Annotated in this window: 19 protein-coding genes; 9 read left to right on the top strand and 10 right to left on the bottom strand. The window is 49.9% G+C overall.

All coding sequences use genetic code 11. The annotated features are described in order from the left end of the window. Nucleotides 1–6: 6 nt before the first annotated feature. From EHW56_RS05570 to EHW56_RS05560, 3 genes are all read right to left on the bottom strand, one after another. On the bottom strand, nt 7–738 hold the full coding sequence (locus EHW56_RS05570) for a gamma-glutamyl-gamma-aminobutyrate hydrolase family protein (protein WP_077662506.1): 732 nt from the start codon (nt 736–738) through the stop codon (nt 7–9). A gap of 65 nt (nt 739–803) precedes the next feature. Then, nucleotides 804–1,541, bottom strand: coding sequence for a biotin/lipoate A/B protein ligase family protein (locus tag EHW56_RS05565; RefSeq protein WP_370517125.1), 738 nt, complete (start codon nt 1,539–1,541; stop codon nt 804–806). A 37-nt stretch (nt 1,542–1,578) separates the two neighbouring features. After that, complete coding sequence (locus tag EHW56_RS05560; protein ID WP_152798837.1) at nt 1,579–1,962, bottom strand: cytochrome b562; 384 nt, start codon at nt 1,960–1,962, stop codon at nt 1,579–1,581. 166 nt (nt 1,963–2,128) lie between these two features. Here EHW56_RS05560 and EHW56_RS05555 point away from each other — a divergent pair, with 166 nt between their 5' ends. Next, entirely contained in the window at nt 2,129–2,896 is a 768-nt protein-coding gene (locus tag EHW56_RS05555) for a siderophore-interacting protein (RefSeq protein WP_152798835.1), read from the top strand. 108 nt (nt 2,897–3,004) lie between these two features. On the opposite strand, the gene EHW56_RS05550 is transcribed toward EHW56_RS05555, so the two are convergent. The 3 genes from EHW56_RS05550 to ppiC form a co-directional block, all read right to left on the bottom strand. Continuing rightward, the gene (locus tag EHW56_RS05550; protein ID WP_152798833.1) at nt 3,005–5,164 is read right to left on the bottom strand and encodes a S9 family peptidase; all 2,160 of its coding nucleotides are present in this window, start codon (nt 5,162–5,164) and stop codon (nt 3,005–3,007) included. 178 nt (nt 5,165–5,342) lie between these two features. Next, entirely contained in the window at nt 5,343–6,719 is a 1,377-nt protein-coding gene (locus EHW56_RS05545) for an alpha-amylase family protein (RefSeq protein ID WP_152798831.1), read from the bottom strand. Between the two features lie 404 nt (nt 6,720–7,123). Beyond that, nucleotides 7,124–7,405 (bottom strand): peptidylprolyl isomerase PpiC, encoded by a 282-nt coding sequence (ppiC, locus tag EHW56_RS05540; protein WP_046075958.1) that lies wholly within the window; start codon nt 7,403–7,405, stop codon nt 7,124–7,126. A gap of 590 nt (nt 7,406–7,995) precedes the next feature. Here ppiC and dctP point away from each other — a divergent pair. The 4 genes from dctP to EHW56_RS05520 are packed head-to-tail and all read left to right on the top strand — an operon-like array spanning nt 7,996 to nt 11,415. Then, nucleotides 7,996–9,021, top strand: a complete 1,026-nt coding sequence (gene dctP / locus EHW56_RS05535) for a TRAP transporter substrate-binding protein DctP (RefSeq protein ID WP_197075773.1) — start codon at nt 7,996–7,998, stop codon at nt 9,019–9,021. Between the two features lie 56 nt (nt 9,022–9,077). Continuing rightward, on the top strand, nt 9,078–9,653 hold the full coding sequence (locus EHW56_RS05530) for a TRAP transporter small permease (protein ID WP_046075960.1): 576 nt from the start codon (nt 9,078–9,080) through the stop codon (nt 9,651–9,653). Between the two features lie 16 nt (nt 9,654–9,669). Next, complete coding sequence (locus tag EHW56_RS05525; protein ID WP_046075961.1) at nt 9,670–10,953, top strand: TRAP transporter large permease; 1,284 nt, start codon at nt 9,670–9,672, stop codon at nt 10,951–10,953. 21 nt (nt 10,954–10,974) lie between these two features. Further along, nucleotides 10,975–11,415 carry a universal stress protein gene (locus EHW56_RS05520; protein ID WP_046075962.1) on the top strand — a complete coding sequence of 147 codons (441 nt, stop codon included), beginning with the start codon at nt 10,975–10,977 and terminating at the stop codon, nt 11,413–11,415. Nucleotides 11,416–11,519: 104 nt separating this feature from the next. On the opposite strand, the gene nhaD is transcribed toward EHW56_RS05520, so the two are convergent. Beyond that, the gene (gene nhaD / locus EHW56_RS05515) at nt 11,520–12,950 is read right to left on the bottom strand and encodes a sodium:proton antiporter NhaD (protein ID WP_077668577.1); all 1,431 of its coding nucleotides are present in this window, start codon (nt 12,948–12,950) and stop codon (nt 11,520–11,522) included. A gap of 506 nt (nt 12,951–13,456) precedes the next feature. On the opposite strand from nhaD, the gene EHW56_RS05510 reads away from it, so the two are divergent. The 4 genes from EHW56_RS05510 (at nt 13,457) to EHW56_RS05495 (ending at nt 17,191) form a co-directional block, all read left to right on the top strand. Then, nucleotides 13,457–14,425, top strand: a complete 969-nt coding sequence (locus EHW56_RS05510; RefSeq protein ID WP_152798828.1) for an ABC transporter substrate-binding protein — start codon at nt 13,457–13,459, stop codon at nt 14,423–14,425. A gap of 24 nt (nt 14,426–14,449) precedes the next feature. Further along, nucleotides 14,450–15,361: an ABC transporter permease gene (locus EHW56_RS05505; RefSeq protein WP_152793885.1), complete on the top strand. Its 912-nt coding sequence runs from the start codon at nt 14,450–14,452 to the stop codon at nt 15,359–15,361. After that, nucleotides 15,358–16,152 carry an ABC transporter ATP-binding protein gene (locus EHW56_RS05500; protein WP_046075966.1) on the top strand — a complete coding sequence of 265 codons (795 nt, stop codon included), beginning with the start codon at nt 15,358–15,360 and terminating at the stop codon, nt 16,150–16,152. Before EHW56_RS05505 ends, EHW56_RS05500 begins: the two co-directional genes overlap by 4 nt. A gap of 136 nt (nt 16,153–16,288) precedes the next feature. Beyond that, nucleotides 16,289–17,191, top strand: a complete 903-nt coding sequence (locus EHW56_RS05495; RefSeq protein ID WP_152798827.1) for an EamA family transporter — start codon at nt 16,289–16,291, stop codon at nt 17,189–17,191. Here the strand turns inward: EHW56_RS05495 and viaA are convergent. The 3 genes from viaA to EHW56_RS05480 form a co-directional block, all read right to left on the bottom strand. Then, nucleotides 17,175–18,653 carry an ATPase RavA stimulator ViaA gene (viaA, locus tag EHW56_RS05490; protein WP_152793882.1) on the bottom strand — a complete coding sequence of 493 codons (1,479 nt, stop codon included), beginning with the start codon at nt 18,651–18,653 and terminating at the stop codon, nt 17,175–17,177. The genes EHW56_RS05495 and viaA overlap by 17 nt on opposite strands. Then, nucleotides 18,640–20,307, bottom strand: a complete 1,668-nt coding sequence (locus tag EHW56_RS05485; RefSeq protein WP_227486424.1) for an AAA family ATPase — start codon at nt 20,305–20,307, stop codon at nt 18,640–18,642. Before EHW56_RS05485 ends, viaA begins: the two co-directional genes overlap by 14 nt. Nucleotides 20,308–20,557: 250 nt before the next feature. Further along, nucleotides 20,558–21,388 (bottom strand): rhodanese-like domain-containing protein, encoded by an 831-nt coding sequence (locus EHW56_RS05480; protein ID WP_152793880.1) that lies wholly within the window; start codon nt 21,386–21,388, stop codon nt 20,558–20,560. Nucleotides 21,389–21,512 lie beyond the last annotated feature (124 nt).

Raw genomic sequence — 21,512 nt, 5'->3', positions numbered from 1 at the left:
AGTCGCTTAAAACAGCCATTCAGTGACAAGATCGTTGTCGGTTAGCACGCTATCGAGAAAGGCAAACAAGTGCGCATTCATCGGTGCCGTATCAAAGGCGCGAATGGAGGCAGGGTCTTGAATAAAGCGCTTGTTAGCGGCCTCGCCCTCTGGATAGGCGGCTTGCAGTAAGCCTTCAACCGCCAGCGGCGTCAACTCAAGGTGGCATTGAAAGCCATACACCCGTGGTCCGTACTTCACGATCTGGCGCGGACAGCCTTCACTGCTAGCCAACACACGGCTATTTGGTGTCAGCCCCGGCATATCATTGTGCCAATGGCCCACAATTTCTTGCGGCGCGAAGTGTGGAATGTGCTCGTCGATATGGCCATCTTCGCTTAACTGGATGGGGAAGTAGCCAATCTCGGGCTCAGGACTTTTCTGATACGGCGCGCCCAAGGCTTCACCAATCAGTTGCGCGCCGAGGCAAATCCCTAATACCGCACTGCCTTGCTCGATACACTGCTTAATCAGCGCTTGCTCGCGCTGGCTATCAAAGTGCGGGCATTCAGATTGTGGCGTATCTGGACTTTGCGGCCCGCCGAGGACCACCAGCAGATCAATGCCTTCACCACTTTCTGGCAACGGCTCGCCCCGATACAAATGACTGGTGGTTACATGATAGGCACGCTCGTCACACCAATCTAAAATGGCACCTGGGCCTTCAAACGCCTCGTGAATAACAAGATGGACGCGCATTCCTCACTCCTTGGGATTTGTTTTACGCACGATTGCGGCTAAGCATACTATATTGAGCGTCGGCCTCAAGCCTTGCCAACCTCGAGTGGCGGGCGCGCCACAAACGCTTGAGTCAGCAACTGAAATAGCTGTTCGGTCGTCGGCAATTCATCTAGGTGCGCAGCTAATGGGGTATGTACCTCGGCCTCAATGCGATCGGCGTGACCACAAAGCTGATTACACAGCGATACAGGGGCAACAATATGTTGGCAATCCGCATCAATCAGCAGACACGCTTGCGCCAGCATTACGGTTTGTTTGGCTAAGCCTGCTCCCGTGCCTAAATGCAGAATACGCTGGGCGGTTCCCACCACTTTTTTGCCGGCAATATTGAGGTTGTAGTCACCATCACAATACGAACCGGGCGTGTCGCCCACCGTGGTCGTAATGCCTAACTGATGGAAAAAAGACTGAAAAATGGTGCAAAAATACTGGTACGCCGTTCGGATATGATAAGGGGTGTTATTCGGCCACACCGTCAGGTAAGACACGTTGATCACGCCGGGTAGTTGCGGCACCGGCGCCCCGCCTGTTCGGCGGCTCTGTACTTGCCAACCTAACGCTGATAGAGCGCGGCGCAACTCAGGCGTTTGTGGCCATTTTTGGCCCGCCGGCAGTACCAAGGTTTGCGCATCTGGCTGCCAAAGCAGTAATGCCTCGTTGAGTTCGCCCTGCTCTACTCGTTGGATCAGCGCCTGCTCTTTCTCAAATGCAGACGCCACCGACAACGAGGGATAACGCAAAATCGTTTTTTGAGTCGCCATCATGCCCTCGCTATCGTCACGTTCACTGATTGCGCAATTAACCGAATAAGCGCTGCCAAATGCTTGGGTTGCGTTTGTCGTGGTACTCTTCACGCAAGGCATCAATTTGGCGCAAACCTTGTTGGGCCTTATCGAGGTCGCCTTCGCTGAGCGCGGCATCAATTTCCTCTACCGTCACCGCCAGTTTATCGAACCCTTCCATGAAGGTCTCTGCTTTTTCCGGTGGATAGCTACCCGCTTTAGCTTGCGCGATCAGGGTTTCTAATTTCGCGACCGGTGCTTGCATCGCTTCGATACTTTGTGCACTGGCCGCCTCTTTAAAGGTCATTTTCATTTCTTTCATGATCGGCTTGAGCTCAGAGGCCGAGACGTTCAACGACAGCAACACCGCCACCGCGCCCGCGAGTATGACTTTCTTCATTTTTGCTCCATGTGATTGTTTTTTTGTAATAATAATGCGTCTCTATCTTACTCACTTCTCGGAGTATTGCCTAGCGTAGAAGCGTAAAACAATGTAAAGCACTTACACATCCCGCATCCGAATGGTATGATTAATTGTAAATGATAATGATTTTAAGTTAGATAATATGAAACAGCCGAACTATCACCTCACTCACGTTATTGATACCCAAACCGTCACACCCAATATGCAACGCTTAACCTTACAAAGCGACGCTTTCGCGGGCTTCCCAACGGAGTGTGAAGGCGGCTATATCAAGTTGCTATTTGATAAAGCGGGAAGCACGGATCTGAGCGGATTAGCAGAAGGCGAGCGCCCTGTGATGCGTACCTACACCATTCGCCGTTTTATGCCTGACCAGCAGCAAATTGAAGTGGATATGGTTCGCCATCAAATCGAGCAAGCCGATTGTGGCTTTGCCGCGCGTTGGGCACTGAATGCCCAAGTAGGTGATACCATTAATATTGCCGGCCCAGGGACGATTGCGCCAATTAATCGCGACGCGGATTGGTTCTTTATGGCGGCCGACATGACTGCATTACCCGCGCTATCAGCCAAGATCAAAACCTTGCCTCGCGATGCCAAAGGTTATGCGGTGGTTCAGCTCGATGCCGAGGAAGATGCCCAACCACTCGACGCTCCCGCTGGCATGGAGATTATTTGGCTAACCACACCGACATTGGCCGAAACGGTAAAAGCACAGCCTTGGTTAGCGGGGCAAGTGTCCGTGTGGTGTGCCTGTGAATTTGAAAGTATGCGCGCACTGCGCCAATATTTCCGCAATGATCGTGATGTTGAGCGTGAGTTTATCTACATCAGCAGCTATTGGAAAAATGGCGTGACCGAAGAAGGCCACAAAGTGATCAAGCGTGAAGATGCGGAGAACAATCAGTAAGCCTGAGCACCTCGTTTTTATCGATATTGAGCGTGCTTATCGCGTCTCTACCCGTATAAAAAAGCGCCGATAACGGCGCTTTTCTCGTTTCAGAGGGATACCCTTTGATTACTTACCCTGCTTGTCGAGCAAATCGAAGAAGAAGGCATACTCTAATGCATCTTCTTTAATCCGCTTAAAGCGCCCCGATGCGCCGCCGTGGCCGGCTTCCATGTCGGTTTTAAACACCAACGTATGGTTGTCAGTTTTGAACTCACGTAGTTTCGCGACCCATTTCATTGGCTCAAAGTACTGCACTTGTGAGTCATGCAGGCCTGTGGTGACCAACAAGTTAGGGTAATCTTGCGCGCTGACGTTGTCGTACGGTGAATAGCTGAGCATGTATTCATAGTAGGTTTTGTCATTCGGATTGCCCCACTCGTCATACTCGTTGGTGGTCAGTGGAATCGACTCATCCAACATGGTGGTGACGATATCGACAAACGGCACATGCGCGGCCACCCCTAAATAAAGCTCTGGCGCTTGGTTGATGATTGCCCCCATTAACAGACCACCAGCTGAGCCGCCGACAGCAAACACTTTGTCTTTATCGCCATAGCCTTGCGCAGTCAGCGCTTTGGTCACATCAATAAAGTCGTTAAAGGTATTCTTTTTGGTAAGCTTTTTACCATCGTCATACCAAGGGCGACCTAGCATTTCAGAGCCACGGATATGGGCAATAGCAAAGACAAAACCGCGATCTAGCAGGCTTAACCGCGTGGTGGAGAACATGGGATCCATGGTCGCGCCGTAGGAGCCATAGCCGTATTGATAGAGCGGATTAGTGCCGTCTTTTTTGAAGCGATCTTTACGGTACACCAAAGACACAGGCACTTGCGCGCCATCGCGTGCGGTGATCATCAACCGCTCGGATTGGTAGTTGTCCGGATTGAAATCGCCCAGTACTTGGTTTTGTTTGAGCATTTCACGCTCGCCCGACGCCAAGTCAAACTCGTAATAGGTACCCGGTGTGGTCAAGCTGGTGTAATACACACGCACCGCAGAATTGTCCATTTCCGCATTGCCGGTCAGGTAAGACGCATAGGCCGAGTCGTTAAACGTAAGCTGATATTCCTCCCCAGTGGTGAGGTTGCGCACCGTGGTACGCGGCAAGCCATTTTCGCGCTGCTCGTAGACCAAGTGGTTATCAAATAGCGTAAAATCAACCAACTGCACCTTATCGTTTGGTGCGATTACATCTTGCCATTGGCTGCGATCGTCACGCTCGCTTTGGTGTACCTTCATCAAGCGGAAGTTCACCGCTTGATAGTTGGTATAAATGTAATACCACTCGCCACGCTTCGCCACGTCATATTCTATGCCGGTTTCTCGCGGATAAAACGCTTGGGCGGTGGCATTCGGATCATTGGCATCCACGAGCGATACGCCGCTGGTTTCAGTGCTAGAGTGCCAAATAAAAATCTGCTCACCGTCTTTGCTTTTACTCAAGCCGGTGTAGTAGCTGGTATCCGTTTCTTCGTATATTAACGTATCAGCGGATTGTGGGGTGCCCAAACGGTGGCGATACACCTGATACCCCAGCAAGGTTTGCGGGTCTTTTTTGATATAGTAGAAGGCTTGGTTATCGTTCTGCCACACAATACTGCTCGAGGCGCCTTCAATCTTATCATCGAGGTACTCACCGGTGGTGAGGTCTTTGACTTGAATGGTATAAACGCGGCGGCTGAGGGTATCTTCCCCATAGGCTAATAGGTTTTCGTTTGGACTGACGCTCAGTTGGCCAATGCTGTAAAACTCATGCCCTTTAGCGAGCGCATTGACATCCAAAATTACCGTTTTGTCGGTGCCGGCAAAGTCTTTCGCACGCACGTAAGTGCGGTACTCATTATCGCCTTCCACTTCACTGGAGTAGAAATAACTGCCTTTTTTGACGGGAACCGAGGCATCGTCTTTGACGATACGCCCTTTTATTTCATCGAATAGTTTGGCCTGCATTGGCTCAGTGTGCGCGAGCACCTGATCGGCATAGTCGTTTTCTTGATTAAGATGAGCGATCACATCGGGATCTTGGCGTGCATCGTCACGCATCCAATAGTAGTTATCCACCCGCGTGTCGCCGTGAATGGTCATTTCATGAGGGATTTTTTTTGCGACAGGCGCACTCAGTTCGCCTGGGCTGGAAGCTTTCACGTGTGACTCTCCTTGAAAACTGCACCCTGAGAGCAAAGACACCGCCAGTGCTCCGGTGAGTAAAATGTGTCGGGACATACTTTTCCTTCAGGTTTATTTAGCCATAACAGTAATTTAACAAACAAGCATTACTTTACTGACCTGAGGGCATCAAGCAAGTTCCAATAAACAATCTTCTTTTTATCGTTCGTCAAATGACTCTCATTCTTATGTGTCCAGGGTGCAAACATCATTGTATTTAGCTTTAAACGGCAAATTACCGCGTTTTAGCCACCTGGGGGTTAATCGCCGGTACGAGCATCATCGCCGATTGGGCGGCGACATCAATATGTTGCCCGCTCGACACCGTGACGCCCGATAGCATATCGCGCCAATCATTTTCCAGCGTCACTGAGAGTGATTGCGGCTCCAGGGATTTATTTAACACCAATATGCCTGCCTCTCCCCGTTGAATCACCAGCCAATCATCGGTCGCCTCCAAGACACGCATGGGCTCACCATGGGTCAAATTATGGAAGGCGATCATTTGCACCATCTTTGGATCGTGCCACGCATTTTTCCAGCGTGGTTGGCCGTCTCCCCCTTTGATACCACTGGTATCAAGATCGGTATAAATCAGGGGCACGCCACCATCACGCCCCAAGATATATGCGTAAGCCAACCACTCGCTCGCTTCGTCCATCACCAAATCCAAGAATACATCATTGTTGGGAATGTCATGGGTAATGGCAAAAGTGATTGCACGCCCTTTCGATAAGGCTTGCCCGAAGCAATAAGGGTCAATCAATGATTTAAGGCTGCCCTGGTTGGAAAAAACATGGTAGAGCGTTGAGAAAAGCGGAAAATCATAAGCGCCCAAACACGTCTGTTGTAAATAGGGAGCAAGAAACAATTCATACTCTGCTTTGCTCGCGCCACCGTCGGTGATGATTTCTCCAAAAATATGCGCATCATGGGTGATGTCATCGGTCCATACGCGCTTGAGGTGCTCTAGTGTCATGTGCTTAGCCGCATCAATCCGAAACCCTTTTACGCCAATTGTTTTTAACGCCTTAAGATAAGCACGTTGCTGCGCTATCACATGATCACATACACGCAGTGTTGGCAATCCCGGATCGCTCGCCCCGCCGCTAATACGCCCGTTTTGTACTTGCCACCGATCTTTCCAATCTTGTATCCCAAATGCGTCGACGAAGTCATGCTCAGTAAAGAGTGGCTCGGATAAATCACCAAACAAGGTCAGTGTGCGATAGTGCTCTTCGTGCGCGTGATAGGCCGCCCTCACCGCTTGGCTAGGATAATTTAAGTCGCTGCGAACATGCGCTTCATTGGCCATATGATTGAAGACCACATCGACGTAAGTAAGCACACCAACACGGTTTAACGCTTCAACCATTGCTTTAAAGTCCGTGGTGTTACCGAGTGCATTTTCAATCACACGATAGTCTTGAGGTTGATATCTCAGCCACCAGCGTTCGTCTTGCGCACTTTTCATCGGGGGAGATACGAGCACCGAGCCATACCCTAACGCCCTGATCTCCGCGGCACGTTGGGCAACATCCGCATACTTCCAATCAAAAGCATGTAAGATAACGTTGGCTCCTGATGATTGGGGATCTTGCAAGCCGTTCATGTCTTTCTCCTCATCGCGTTCGCGCATCGAGTGTGTTGCCGTTATGGGGCTTATTCAATAAGTCAAAATTATAAGCGCTATACGCATGCCGCCCTCCTCCTTTGGCCACTTGTATGAGGATGATAAGCAAGGCGTAGTCAGTGTTTCGCTGAGGATTAAGAAACCCTCGTTGGCCTGTATAACGGATGCCAAAACAGTGAGGGACGAAATAGGTTTGGCTTTTCAAGCTGGTTCGTAACCAGCTTTGCTCAAGGAATGGCGTGTAGGGGTGTACTCTTTAAATGTGTTTTTCCCTTCATGCTTGGCACAATAAAGGGCATCATCCGCTTGCGCCAACAAGCAATCAATTGTGACAGTTTCAGCGTCCTCGCGCCGATGCTATCCATAGCTCGTGAGCGATAGGATTAGTTGCGATACAAGACCTTGATAATGTGCCAGCCGAATTTGGTTTTTATCGGCCCAAGCGGGCGCAATAACTCACCACTGAATACGGCTTTATCGAAAGGGGGTGCCATGTCACCGCGACGAAACTCGCCTAAATCCCCGCCTCGCTTACCCGAGGGGCATTGCGAGTACTTCTTCGCGAGCGTTTGGAAGTTTGCACCTTTTTTAAGCTGATCAAGCAAAGAGGTTGCTTGCGACTTATCGTTCACCAGTATGTGAAGGGCTGCTGCTTTCTTGGCCATCGGGATGCCTCATGAAATTAAAGCCGATCAGTATACCGGATTTCTTCAACTGAATAACAAGAATTGTGCGTCGACCAGCGCCGAAGCGCGCGAAGGGAGTCTAAGCAATGATGTCGGCGAGTATGACGGTTAGCGCGAAAAACAAGCACAGATTACTTAGAGGTGGAAGCATAAACTAGAAAAAAGCGCCTTGCCCCAGCCTTTTTAATGCCAGTTCTATTGAGTTTACTCATGCTCAATCACGTTTGACTTCTATCCGCCGCTATTGCAGTAGCCCCCCTTAAAACGCTGATTTGATCGCATTTTGATGCAAAAGAACACGTTATGGAGCGTCGCGTTTATCGTCATAAAAAGTATCAAAAAGAGATCTAAATCACACTGCTGGCACATTGATATTCATCTGACTTTAATATTTACACCTCTGATGGTTAAGCTGTCTGTATTATCTGCTATTTGTTTAGAAACATCGGCAGATGCTTTTACGGGTATAGGAGAGACAGGCACTTGCTGCCACCTCACTCGATGAGAAACCGATCTCAATCACACTCTCGTTAACCACGAGTGAAAGCTAATCCACATATCGGAGGGACATGATGTCCATTTACAGCCACCTTAAGCAATTGACTGCAATTTCATGCGTTGCCGCCGCGTTAGGCTTCTCAGCCATGGCTAATGCCGACACTTGGCGTTATGCCCACGAGGAGTACGAAGGTGACGTGCAAGACGTCTATGCACATAAGTTCAAAGAATATATTGAGGAGAACTCTGAGCACACACTGCAAATTTATCGTTTCGGTGAACTCGGTGAATCCGACGACATCATGGAACAAACGCAGGCAGGTATCCTTCAGTTTGTAAACCAATCACCTGGCTTTACCGGTTCGTTGATCCCAGAAGCACAAATCTTTTTTATCCCTTACCTGATGCCGACGGATATGGAAACCGTGATTGAATTCTTTCGTCAGAGTAAAGCGGTGAATGAAGACTTCCCCGAGCTGTATGAAGAGCAAGGCCTTGAGCTGCTCAAAATGTATCCTGAAGGCGAAATGGTGATGACGGCGGACGAGCCTGTGACTGAGCCTGCCGATCTTCAAGGTAAGAAAATTCGCGTCATGACTAACCCACTGCTTTCATCAACGTATGAAGCCTTTGGTGCGACGCCAACGCCATTGCCATGGGGTGAAGTATACGGCGCACTTCAAACCAATATGATTCAAGGTCAAGAAAACCCGATTTTCTGGATTGAATCAGGCGGTTTGTACGAAGTGTCACCTAACCTGATCTTTACGCACCACGGCTGGTTTACCACCGCCTCAATGGCAAATAAAGACTTCTTTGACGGCTTGTCATCCGACGAGCAAGCGATGATCCGCGATGCCGCTGACTATGCGTTTAACGAAACGGTTGAACACATCCGCGGCTTGGCTGAAAAATCGCTCGAGAAAATCAAATCATCGAGTGATGAAGTCACTGTGACACGCTTGACTGATGAGCAAATTGAGAAGTTTAAAGCACGTGCGCCACAGGTAGAGGAAACCTTCTACGAAATGACCGGTGAAAGCGGTAAAGCACTTCTTAACCAGTTTAAGAAAGACTTGGACGCTGTTACTAACTAGTCGCTAATCACTCAGGCACCGTGTCATGCGGTGCCTGTTTACCCGAGGAATACGTAATGACCGATTCCGACTCTCTCACGTACCACTCCGAGCTTCCCGGCCTCCTTGGCAAACTGGATACCCTGATTTGTAAAATCGAGTCCTTTATGTTGGCCGCAGGTGTGCTCCTAATGGCCCTTAATACCTGTGTCAATGTCATTGCTCGCTTTGGCTTTGGGCAGGGCTTGTTTTTTTCTGGCGAAATCAATCGCATTTTAATTGTTTTAATCACCTTTGCAGGGATTGGCTACGCGGCGCGTCATGGTCGCCACATCCGTATGTCTGCCCTGTATGACACCCTGCCTTTCAAAGGTAGAAAAATTTTAATGACAAGCATTGCGCTGATCACAGGCCTTATCATGCTGGTGTTGGCGTATTTTTCTTATCAATATATTGTCTCCGTTTATGACCGCGGTCGTATCTTGCCAGCACTTGGCTTCGAGATTTGGTGGATTTATATCTGGGTACCACTCGGCTTTATCGTCACCGGCATTCAGTACTGGTTGACTGTCTATAAAAATCTCACCTCGCCCGATGTTTACCTCTCCGCTGGCGTCCTCGATGGTTACGCTGAGACAGAAAGTGAAGTTTAAATAGGCACCTACCACTATGGCCATGACGTTAATGCTCATCATGATTGTCTTGCTCGTGCTTGGCTTTCCAATGATGGTCCCTTTGATTGCTGCCGCGCTAACCGGTTTTTACATGATGTTTGGCGGCGTTGGTCAAATGGATACTTTTATTCAGCAAGTGCTGGGAGGGATCCGTCCTGCCTCACTGATTGCTGTTCCTATGTTTATTCTCGCCGCCGATATTATGACGCGGGGGCAATCTGCTAACCGCTTGATTGATATGGTCATGACCTTTATTGGTCATATCCGCGGTGGGTTGGCGATCAGTACCGCCACCTCTTGTACTCTGTTTGGTGCCGTGTCTGGCTCAACGCAGGCAACCGTGGTAGCGGTTGGCTCGGCATTGCGTCCAAAGCTGCTTCGCGCAGGCTACAGCGACTCTTTTTCGCTCGCGTTGATCATCAACTCCAGTGATATCGCCTTTTTGATCCCACCCAGCATCGGGATGATCATTTACGGGGTGATCTCAGAAACCTCCATTGCCGAGCTATTTATTGCCGGGATTGGTCCTGGGTTAATGATTCTGACCTTTTTCTCGCTCTACTGCTTGTATTACGCCACTGTCCACAAAGTGCCGACAGAGCCTAAAGCGAGCTGGAGTGAACGGATTACCGCTACACGAAAAGCGTTATGGCCACTGATGTTCCCACTGATTATCGTGGGCGGGATTTATGGCGGCGTCTTTAGTCCCACAGAAGCGGCCGCGGTGTGTGTGCTTTATGCGATGATCTTGGAATTTGGTGTCTTTCGTTCACTAAGCAGCAAAGATGTGTTCACGATCGCGCGTTCAACCGGCTTAATTACCGCTGTGGTCTTTATTCTTGTCGGTGTCGGGAATGGCTTCTCTTGGATCATTTCTTTTGCGCAAATTCCGCAAACCATTCTCGAGGCAGTGGGGATAAGTGAAATGGGCCCGATGGGCGTATTGGCCTCCATTTCAATTGCCTTTTTTGTCGCCTGTATGTTCGTTGACCCGATTGTGGTTATCTTGGTGCTCACGCCTATATTTGCACCTGCGATAGAAGCCACTAGTCTTGATCCTGTACACGTCGGGATTGTGATCACCTTGCAAGTGGCGATCGGCTCAGCAACGCCTCCGTTTGGCTGTGATATTTTCACCGCTATTGCGATTTTCAAAAAACCCTATTGGGAAGTTATCCGTGGAACGGGGCCATTTATTGCAATGCTGCTTCTGTCAGCGGCATTACTGGTGATGTTCCCTCAGATTGCGTTATTCCTGCGTGATATTGCGTTTGGGTAACTAAACAACAGGAGTGATTGGATGTTTAAACGAATACTAGTTGCCGTCGATGGCTCATATTCTGCGTTAAATGCGTTAGATAAAGCGATTGAGTTGCAACAACTCACCCATGCTGAGCTCTACTTATTGTGTGTGTTTAAACATCACAGTTTGTTTGAGGCATCACTATCGATGGTTCGCCCCGATCGGTTGCAGATCCCAGACCAGACCCTGAGCGAATACGCCCGCAATATTGTTGAGCAAGCCAAACAACATGCAGTCGAAAACGGTGGCGAGAGTGTGCGCGGATTTGTCAAAGGCGGGCGCCCTTCCAAAACCATCATCAAGTTTGCGAAAAGCAAAGAGGTGGATTTGATTGTGATGGGCGCGCATGGCACCCACTCAGACAAAGACGGTATGTTTCTCGGCAGTGTCTCCCATCGTGTGGCAGGGCGGGCACATTGTCCCACTATGGTGGTTTAATCACCCGTGATGGCGTTTTCCGCGTTGTAACGCACTCTCATCACAACAAGAAAAAGGCCAGTATCGAAAGATGCTGGCCTTTTTTATCACTGTTTGCAGCGCTTTTATTGTAGGTGGAAATAATGACTATTTAGTACCAGATGAACACCGATAGAGGCAAGGTAACCGAGCATGATCACCGGTGCCCATTTTAGGTGGCCAAAAAAGGTGTATTTGCCGTGGGCTTGTCCCATCAAGGCCACCCCGGCCGCTGAGCCTAACGACAACAAGCTACCACCAACACCCGCCGTTAACGTCACCAATAGCCAGTTACCGTGCGACATCTCAGGGCTCATGGTTAATACCGCAAACATGACCGGAATGTTATCCACCACCGCAGATAAAATCCCAACCAGTGTATTCGCCCAAATAGGATTCCACTCGAGATACATCACATTCGAGACGAGCGATAAGTAACCAATCAAGCTAAGGCCGCCAACACACATCACGACCCCATAGAAGAAAAGCAAGGTATCCCACTCCGCGTGCGAGATGCGACGAAACACATCAAAAGGCACCACTGAGCCTAGGCGACGTAATGCCGCTTCGTCATTCTTCGCCTCCGCAATCGCACGCTTACGTGCCAATGAGCGCGGCAGGGTACGACGCAAGTAAAAGCCGAAGAACTGCAAGTACGCGAGGCCCATCATCATACCCATCACCGGTGGGAAGTGAATAAAGCCATGGAACGCAACCGCAGTGGCAATGGTGAGTAAAAACAACACCATAATACGACGCGCGCCACGTTTAAGCTCGACATGCTCTTGCATCACATCCGGTTGTGTACGTGGGATAAATAGCGACATGATAAAGGCGGGGATCACGTAATTGACCACAGACGGAATAAACAAGGCCCCAAATTCGGCAAAGGTCACTTTACCCGCCTGCCACACCATCAAGGTGGTGATGTCGCCAAAGGGACTAAATGCACCGCCGGCGTTTGCCGCCACAACAATGTTGATACAAGCCAGATTAATAAACCGAGGGTTATCACCGCCAATTTTTAGCACAATGGTACACATCAACAGTGCAGTGGTGAGGTTATCCGCCACTGGCGAGATAAAGAAAGATAGGATCCCAGTAATCCAAAACAGGCTTCTCAAATCGTAGCCTTTACTCAAAATCCACGCTTTCAAGCCATCGAATAAACGCCGTTCTTCCATCGCCGAGATATAGGTCATGGCCACCAACAAGAACAGCAATAGCTCGGCGTACTCCAATAGATTGTGCTCCAGCGCGGCATGCGCCGGTGCCATATTGCCCCATTGAGAGTAAGCAAAACCAATGAGTAGCCAAATCAAGCCAGCCGCCAGCAAAACAGGCTTCGATTTTCGCAAGTGAAGCTTTTCTTCTAGCATCACTAAGCTGTAAGCAACCGCAAAGATTGCCAAAGACGCATAGCCCACCCAAGACTGAGTTAAATCCAGTCCTTCTCCTGTCGTAGCGGCAAAAGCCGTTGGCGATACCATTGCCAACGCCGCAACCAAACGCTTCATCCTTGAGCCTCCAAATTTTGTTTCCTTACTTCTGATATGACAATTACGTCGTGTTAATCAGCCTGTTTCCGACTGTTTATTGACCGACCACCCGCCATAGAGACAAATCGCGTCGCCTCGGCGTGGTGACACATTTCTCACCATTAAAAGACAGTTTAAAAAGCGTGCTCTGTGGCAATCGTGCAATGTATCAATTGTTTATTTTGCACGGATAGGTCACCGCAGAACAAAAGCGAACATAATATTAACAAATATGGCGTTAACGTCTATTACTAAGCACGTTTCAACCGCAAAAAAGAGGTGACATGGGTTACTGTCAAGATTAATAATATCAACTTACTAGTTGGTAATCGCTGTCATAGTCAGCAAAAATCGACTAGATTTAAATAAAAAGTGAATGATTTTAGTCATCCTCATTGAAAAAACCAAAAAATAACACTTACACAACATCGCAAACGCATCATTGCTATCTTGCTGGGATGCATAATTCGAAGAAGGGAGTCACTATGAAAGCACCTAAACTCGCGGCCATCGTCTGCGCGGCTGCGCTGTCAGTGGGAACGACCACCTCCGCCCTGGCTGAAACGGCGCGTGTCGCCGTCTCTCAGATTGTGGAGCACCCGGCACTTGACGCCGCCCGCAATGGTCTATTGGATGGGCTAATTGCCAAGGGTTATACCCAGGGCGAGAATCTCGATTTTAAATATCAAACTGCACAAGGTAACCCCGCTATTGCGGTACAAATCGCTCGCCAGTATGTCGGCGAACAGCCGGATGTACTTGTCGGGATTGCGACGCCCTCTGCACAAGCACTCGCGGCCGCTACCCGTGATGTGCCAGTGATTTTCACCGCCGTAACCGACCCTGTCGGCGCTAAGCTGGTCAAAAACATGGATGCCCCTAGCGGCAATGTGACAGGCCTGTCTGATCTTTCCCCAGTGGCACAACACGTCGCACTGGCCAAAGAACTTTTACCCAACCTCTCCTCTATTGGCGTGGTGTACAACCCGGGCGAAGCAAACGCAGTGACCTTAGTCGAACTTCTCAAAGAAGCGGCGCAGCAGCATGGGATTAAAGTGGTCGAAGGGACAGCACTAAAAAGTGCCGACGTCCAGTCTGCCGCACAAGTCGTTGCGACACAGTCTGATGTGATTTATGCCCCAACAGACAATACAGTCGCCAGTGCCATTGATGGCTTAGTGGCAGCGGCCAATTCAGCCGGCAAACCCGTCATCGGCGGCTCCACCTCTTATATCCCTAATGGTGCCGTGGTGGCATTAGGCTTTGATTACTACTCGGTTGGCGTACAAACCGCAGATTATGTTGCCGCAGTGCTGGAAGGCAAACCGATTTCATCATTGCCAGCTAAAGTGGCGGAAGGGTCAGACCTTGCTGTCAATCGCGCAGCGGCTAAGAAACTCGGCCTCGAGGTACCTGCGTCTATCTTAGATCGCGCCTCACGCATCGTAGACTAGTTTGTATCAGTCTTGGAGTAGTAAATGACTGCAATTGCGTTCTTCGGCACCTTAGAGGTTGGGCTGATCTATGGCTTGGTCGCTCTCGGGGTCTATCTGACATTCCGTGTTTTGGATTTTCCTGATCTGACCGTTGACGGCAGCTTCCCAATGGGTGCTGCCGTCGCAGCAACCATGATCGTCGCTGGCTATAACCCATGGCTAGCGACGGCAGTGGCTATTTTGGCCGGGGGGATCACCGGGCTCGTCACCGCCTTTTTGACCGTAAAATGCGGCATCCTCAATTTACTCTCGAGTATTTTGACCATGATTGCCGCTTTCTCTATCAACATCCGTATCATGGGGCGCCCCAATATCGCTTTGCTCGGGGAAGAAACCATTCTCACCCCGTTCGAATCACTCGGGATTGCCCCAGCCTATCTTCGCCCCTTAGTGGTGGGCGTATTAGTGATTATTAGTGGCCTCCTCGTCATCCGCTTATTGGCCAGTGACTTCGGTCTTGGGCTACGTGCCACCGGGGTCAACGCACGGATGGTGAAAGCCCAAGGTGGGAGTACCGCGATGTATACCTACTTTGGTCTTGCGCTATCCAACGCCTTTGTCGGCTTTGCGGGGGCATTATTTGCGCAAACCAATAGCTTTGCGGATGTAACCTCTGGCGTCGGCACCATTGTGGTGGGGCTCGCCGCGGTGATATTGGGGCAAACGCTCATCCCTGGGCGTAAAGTCTGGGTAGCCGTTGTCGCGGTTATTTTAGGCTCTATCCTCTATCGTCTCGCCGTCGCATTCGCGCTGTCGAGTGGTATGTTTGGCTTGCAAGCCTCTGATCTCAACTTGGTGACCGCGGTACTGGTTGCCGTTGCGCTCATTGCGCCTAAAATGCGCCAGCAATATCAAAAGTCAAAACGTGCGAAACAGGCGGAGGTGTCAGGATGATCTCGCTTAACAACATTCAAGTCACCTTTAATCCTGGGACCGTGCTGGAGAACCGCGCGTTACGAGGCGTTAATCTCACGATTCCTGAAAAAGAGTTCGTCACCATCATTGGCTCCAATGGCGCGGGGAAGTCGACCTTGTTGGGTGCAGTGACAGGTGAAACCCCGATGATTGGTGGTCAGGTCATGATTGACGACATCGATGTGACGAAAAAAGCCGTTCACCAACGAGCCACCCTCGCCGCTCGTGTGTTTCAAGATCCACTTGCGGGTACGTGTGCCTCGTTAACCATTGAGGAAAACTTAGCCCTAGCCTATCGGCGTGGAAAAGGCCGGGGCTGGACACGTGCGCTTGGCAGTAAACGGCGTCAATTATTCCAAGAGCGCATTGCGATTTTGGGGTTAGGGTTAGAAGATAGGCTCGGTGACAGCATCGGCCTGCTTTCAGGGGGCCAACGCCAGGCGGTAAGTTTGGTCATGGCAACACTGTCAGACAGTAAGCTCTTACTGCTTGATGAACACACCGCAGCGCTGGATCCACGTATGGCCGCATTCGTGATTGATTTGACCAAAACCATCGTCAATGAGTTTAACCTCACGGCGATGATGGTCACTCACTCAATGAAAGATGCCTTGGCCTGTGGCGATCGCACCGTGATGTTACACCAAGGCAATATTGTTCTCGATGTGCACGGTGATGAACGCAAGAATATGGATGTCCCGCATCTGCTGGAAATGTTCAATAAAGTCCGTGGCGAAACCCTTGCCGACGACAGTTTGCTGCTCGGCTAACTCAGCCTTTCACATCAAGGAAAACAGACGGCGCTTATTTTCGAATAAGCGCCCAATTTTCTATTCTTGTTGCCAGATTTTTCGTGATAGCCAGTCTTCCATGCTAGGGTAGCGGTATCTTAGTAAGGGACTGACTATGAACATCCAAAGCGTTCTGCTCGCTTTATTGGTCGTACTGATCTGGGGCGTCAACTTTTCCGTCATTAAAGTTGGGCTGGAAACCTTGCCACCCATTTTGTTTTCAGGGTTACGATTTTTTATCGTCGCCTTGCCGGCGGTATTTTTTATTCCGCGTCCTAAGGTAAAACTGTGGCAACTATTCGCCGTGGGACTGAGCCTAGGCGTCATTAAATTTAGTTTGTTGTTTATTGCCATGCAGGACGATGCCTCAGCGGGTATCGCCTCGTTGCTATTACAATCACAAGTGATTTTTACCATTGCGTTAAGCGCCCTGTTCCTTAAAGAACATATTACCTTGCCGCAACGCATCGGACTTGCTGTTGCCTTTGTCGGCTTTGGGCTCTTCTTCGTCACGTCAACGGGGAGCGCAACACTCACAGGGGTGGCGATGATTGTTGCCGCTGGCTTTTTCTGGGCCATCGCCAACATGGTGATGAAACAAATGCCAGGCGTCAACCTGATGCACTTTATGGTTTGGGTGAGCTTAATCCCACCGCTGCCACTGTTTGCCCTTTCGTACTGGTTTGAGAGTCATCAACCTCTTGCGCTATTACAAGCGACACCGTTATCCGGATGGATATCAATTGCTTATGTGGGTTACTTATCTACACTGGTAGCGTTCGCTATCTGGGGATGGTTACTCAACCAGCACACCTCGGCCTCGGTCACCCCGTTTGCGCTATTGATCCCAATTGTCGGTATGGCGGCAGCGTCAATCGGGTTGGGAGAAACCTTATCGATGATTGAGTGGGTTGGCGCGGCCTTGATTGTCTCTGGCTTGAGCCTGTCTGTGTTGGGTCGGCGCATTGGTCGCTGGTTGGGACTAAAAGCGCGTGCCAGACCTACTTCTGCGCTGTAAGTGATTTACTCGGCCACCACTGATTAAGCAACCTGCCACCCAACGACGGCTGATACCGCCAGCAATAATCAAACATAGCCATTAGGCTGGGATTGCCATATTTGGACAGGCTGACGGCATGAAAGCGATTGTGGTTGGCTTTAAGAGTCTCAACCTTGTTGATCATCGCATCCGATTGCTTAGGCGCGATAAAATCTGACACCACCACTAGATCGGCGTTTTGATAGCGATCGCTTTCCATCAGATTGAGCGCTTTATCAATGACTGGCGTCATATCTGTGCCGCCATGAAAACGGTAGGAGAGAAAGCTCATCGCTTCTTGCAAACCACGCTCACCGGTTAACTCGTAGCTAATATGGTCAGTGGAAAACAGCATCACGTAGCAGTCTCGGTGCTCGGTGGCGGCAATTCGCATCAGCACGTACGCGAGGGCTTTAGCACACTGCTCTGGAAAACCGCTCATGGAGCCTGAGGCATCCACGGCAATGATAAACGGCCCTTTCTTTTGTTCCGGCTTAGATTGACTCGGCGCCTGTGTCTCGACTTTTTTACGACGATAGGCCTTACCGGAAAACTGATAATTAAGGAGCTGTTTGTCGACCAGTTGCTTGTAAAACACCACTTCAAGCGCCGGATCCGCGAGCAACACTGCTTCATTGGGCAACAAGCGATCAACCCGATCACTTTGACAAATCCCCGTGATATCGTCCGGCACATCCACCTGGCGCTCTGGTTTGGTTTTCAGGGTTTCATTGGGCTGTTGGCTGGGCCCAGAAAGATTCACCTGATTGGCCATGCGCCCAAGTTGTTCCGCAATAGCTTGAAGCTCCGGGTTTTTCTCTAGAAACGCAATAAACCGTTTAAGCAAGGTGACGTCTTGCTGAGAAAGAGAGCTTGCCGCCATATCCCACAGCCGCCCCACTTTGCTGATATCGCCCGACTGGTCAACGCCATCCATTTGCTGATAGGTTGCAATCCGGCGGTACAAATCTTCCAAGAGCTTTTGTTTTTGCGCCTCAACACTGTCGGACTGATTTTTTTGTATTTCGGCTTTTAAATGCGCGTGCCATTTATTGCAAAAGTACGACTGAAACATGGGATCGGCGTGCTGAGCTTGATGGGCGGCGAGCTTTTCCGCCTGCGGATAGAACGAAGAAACCGATTTTAATTGGCTCAGTAAAGTATCAATCTCTTTTTCAAACGCGCGCGCGGTTTTTTCGGTGGCCTGCTCGTAGTATTGAATTTCTTGCTTCAAGGAAGCTGACAGCCCTTGCTGCACCAGCTTGCGTTTCGTTTGCCCTCGCCAGCGCTGAAGCTGTTTTTTTACGGCTCGCTTAATCGCTGGGCTTCGTTCCGTCAACACGAGTAACTGGGGGTGAGACATCAACTCTGTCATCGCCGCATCCAGTAACCCAGACTCCGCGAGCATCAACCCCATGTTCAAGCTCTCAGCACTCAGCATGGCTCGCTCCTGAGAAGAACTCACCTAAGCGCGCTAAACGATTAACTTGACGCTCTAGGTTATCAATCTGCGTTTTTACCTCATGTTCCACATCCACCAAACTCGCTGATGCGATTTCCAGCAGATCCGGTTGCGCAAATAAATGCGGTAATCCGGCATTGAGTTGACTGCGCGCGCGACGAATTAAAAACTGCGCATGCTGCAATTGTTCAAGCGCATGATCGGTTTGTTGCTTCCAATCTGCTAGCTGCGATTCGCTCGGATCGTTAACCCCCACCAAAGCCATAGGTACAGGTCGATTAGCGATATCTTTAATGACCAAGGCGTGCTGCGCATCCCACTCTAACGTGAGCCGGCACAGATGATTGTTTTTATTCACATAGCCATACAAGTCTGTGCTGCCTGTTTTCAACTTTTTCTCAATGTCGGCCGCATCGAGATACACCCAGCGACTGTCACCTTTTTCTTGCTCTGAAACCGATGGGTTGGCCCGAAGTAGGACAAAACGAACCAAATCTCGACTTTGGTTGACCGTGAAGCGAGGCGACTGACTCACGTCAATCATTGCTTTGCGCGTGAGTCCAGCGGTGGCCGTCTCTTGTCGATAGGTCAGCGCCTCAGCCGTATCTTGCTCAATCTCTTCTAATGCCACTTTGACGTCATCGATCAAGGCGAGTACTTCTTGTTGATCGAACAGCACTTCTTTGGCAAATGCCTGCATTACCGTTTGCACGACATCGCGCGATTCTGGGCTATGCCATAGGCAGTCTTCCAGTAACAATAAGTCCAGTGGCGCGACTTCGTCACGACCATTGAAAAAAGCGGCCGCTTTTAGCAAACGCACTGCCTTTTTCCACCGGCGATCCGACACATAAAGCTCACTTGGATCGAACTGTGATTGCTCACTGCCGGCATTTTCTACCCGTTGTTTTAGGGTGTAGAGTTTTTCGAATATCGCATCGGGCAGATCCAGTGTGGGAATAATGGTCTGCCAATGCTGATATTCTTGATGGCTAATTTTCAACTTATCGGCCACCGTTGCCTCATCTTGGCTGGGCTCGGTAAGCATCAGTTTGAAGTTTTTCTTCTCTTGGATCCGATTGACGAACACTCGTAGCAACATGCGATCGTACAAGGCATCGAGCCCACTGTCCGGCTCGGGTAATTCGTTGGACGCTGTCACCAATAAACGCATAGGAACAGGATAAACATGCTCGCCATTTTTAAAGGTGCGTTCGTTGACCACGGTCAGCAAGGTATTGAGGATAGCCGGCCCTGCTTTCCATATTTCGTCCAAGAAGACAACGTCGGCGTTAGGCAAATAGCCATCGGTCAAGCGTACATATTTGCCCTCATCTTTCAGCGCCTGAATCGAGAGCGGGCCAAATACTTCTTCCGGCGTGGAAAACCGAGTCATCAAATACTCAAAAAACTGGCTGTTATCAAACGCCTCGATCAATCGTTTAGCGATATAACTTTTCGCAATCCCGGGCGGGCCAAGTAAGAAGATACTTTCACCGGCAAGCGCGGCCAGTAGACACATCTTGATGGTATGTTCGCGCTCGTACACCCCACTGGAAAGCGCATTGATGAGGCTGGCTATACGCTCAGGTAGCAAAGCACGTTGACTGACGGTGGCAAGATTTTGAGACAAGTGATACTCCGATTTTCATCGCTATACAGGGTATTTTTGTGCTTGATAACCACGAAGCGCTTGTTGATTTAATCATGGCAAGCCAAGCGCTATTTGCCATTAACCAGCTGACCAACTGCACAAAAAACACACTATTATGTAAACTAATATTAATTAATATGTCGATATATCATTAGCGCACTTGTCAGATAGTGACATAGATCACTCTCAAGTCAATCTTGCGACACCCCCTCTTGTCATTGCTTGATAATTAACCTGCTTTCACTACGGGCCAGTGTGAGTGGCCACCCCACTCAGTCCATGACCCATCGTAAACCGCCACAGGGTAGGCGAAGTAGTGCTCAGCCACAGCAGCCAAAATGCACGCGGTAACCCCCGAGCCACAACTTACTACGTTAACCCGCGTATCACTTAAGTGAGGTAATACGGTCGATCGCGCTTCACGCTCACTGATCACAAAGCCTCGTGGGTCAGTCAACGTGGCAAAGGGAAGATTCGTGGCGCCAGGCATATGGCCACTACGAATCCCCTCTCTCGGTTCAGGGGCGTCGCCATAAAAGCGTGTTTCAGGACGAACATCAATCACATTCATCACGGCGAGTTTGTCTGCCAAGGTGGCACCATCCATATAGCGGTACGGTTTAAACTGCGTCTGATAGGTCGCTTCGACACGTGGCTGCGGCGGGGTATTATCAATCAGCTCTTCTGAAGCCATCCATGCAGGTAACCCACCATCCAGGATAAACACATTTTGATGACCCATCACTTTACACATCCACCAAGCACGCGCCGCTGAAAACAATCCTTGGGTGTCATACACCACCAGGGTATCTTGCGACGCAATGCCTAATGCGCCCATATGCTGGGCGAAGCGCTCTTCATCAGGCAACATATGGGGCAAGCTAGACGTGGGGTCTTTGATACGACTGTCGAAGTCAAAAAAAACGGCCCCCGGAATCCGACGTTGTTGCCACTCTTGAACGCTATCCCTCGACACATCAGGCATAAACCAACTGGCGTCGACAGGGATCACGGTATCGAGGCGCTGAGCCAGCCATTCGGCGGTTACAAACACTGACATTTTGACGGTTCCTTTTCATCGTTGATTGACGGCTTACCACTCTTTCACAAGATATTGACCTTTCTCATCTGGTGTCAGCCTGCGTTTTTACTCATACTGAGAGCCTCGCATTGAAGATGCAACT

The organism is Salinivibrio sp. VGrn1 (assembly GCF_009377995.1).
Lineage (GTDB): Bacteria > Pseudomonadota > Gammaproteobacteria > Enterobacterales > Vibrionaceae > Salinivibrio > Salinivibrio siamensis.
The sequence above is the reverse complement of the archived record's forward strand: the minus strand, read 5'-3'. Positions and strand labels throughout refer to the sequence as shown.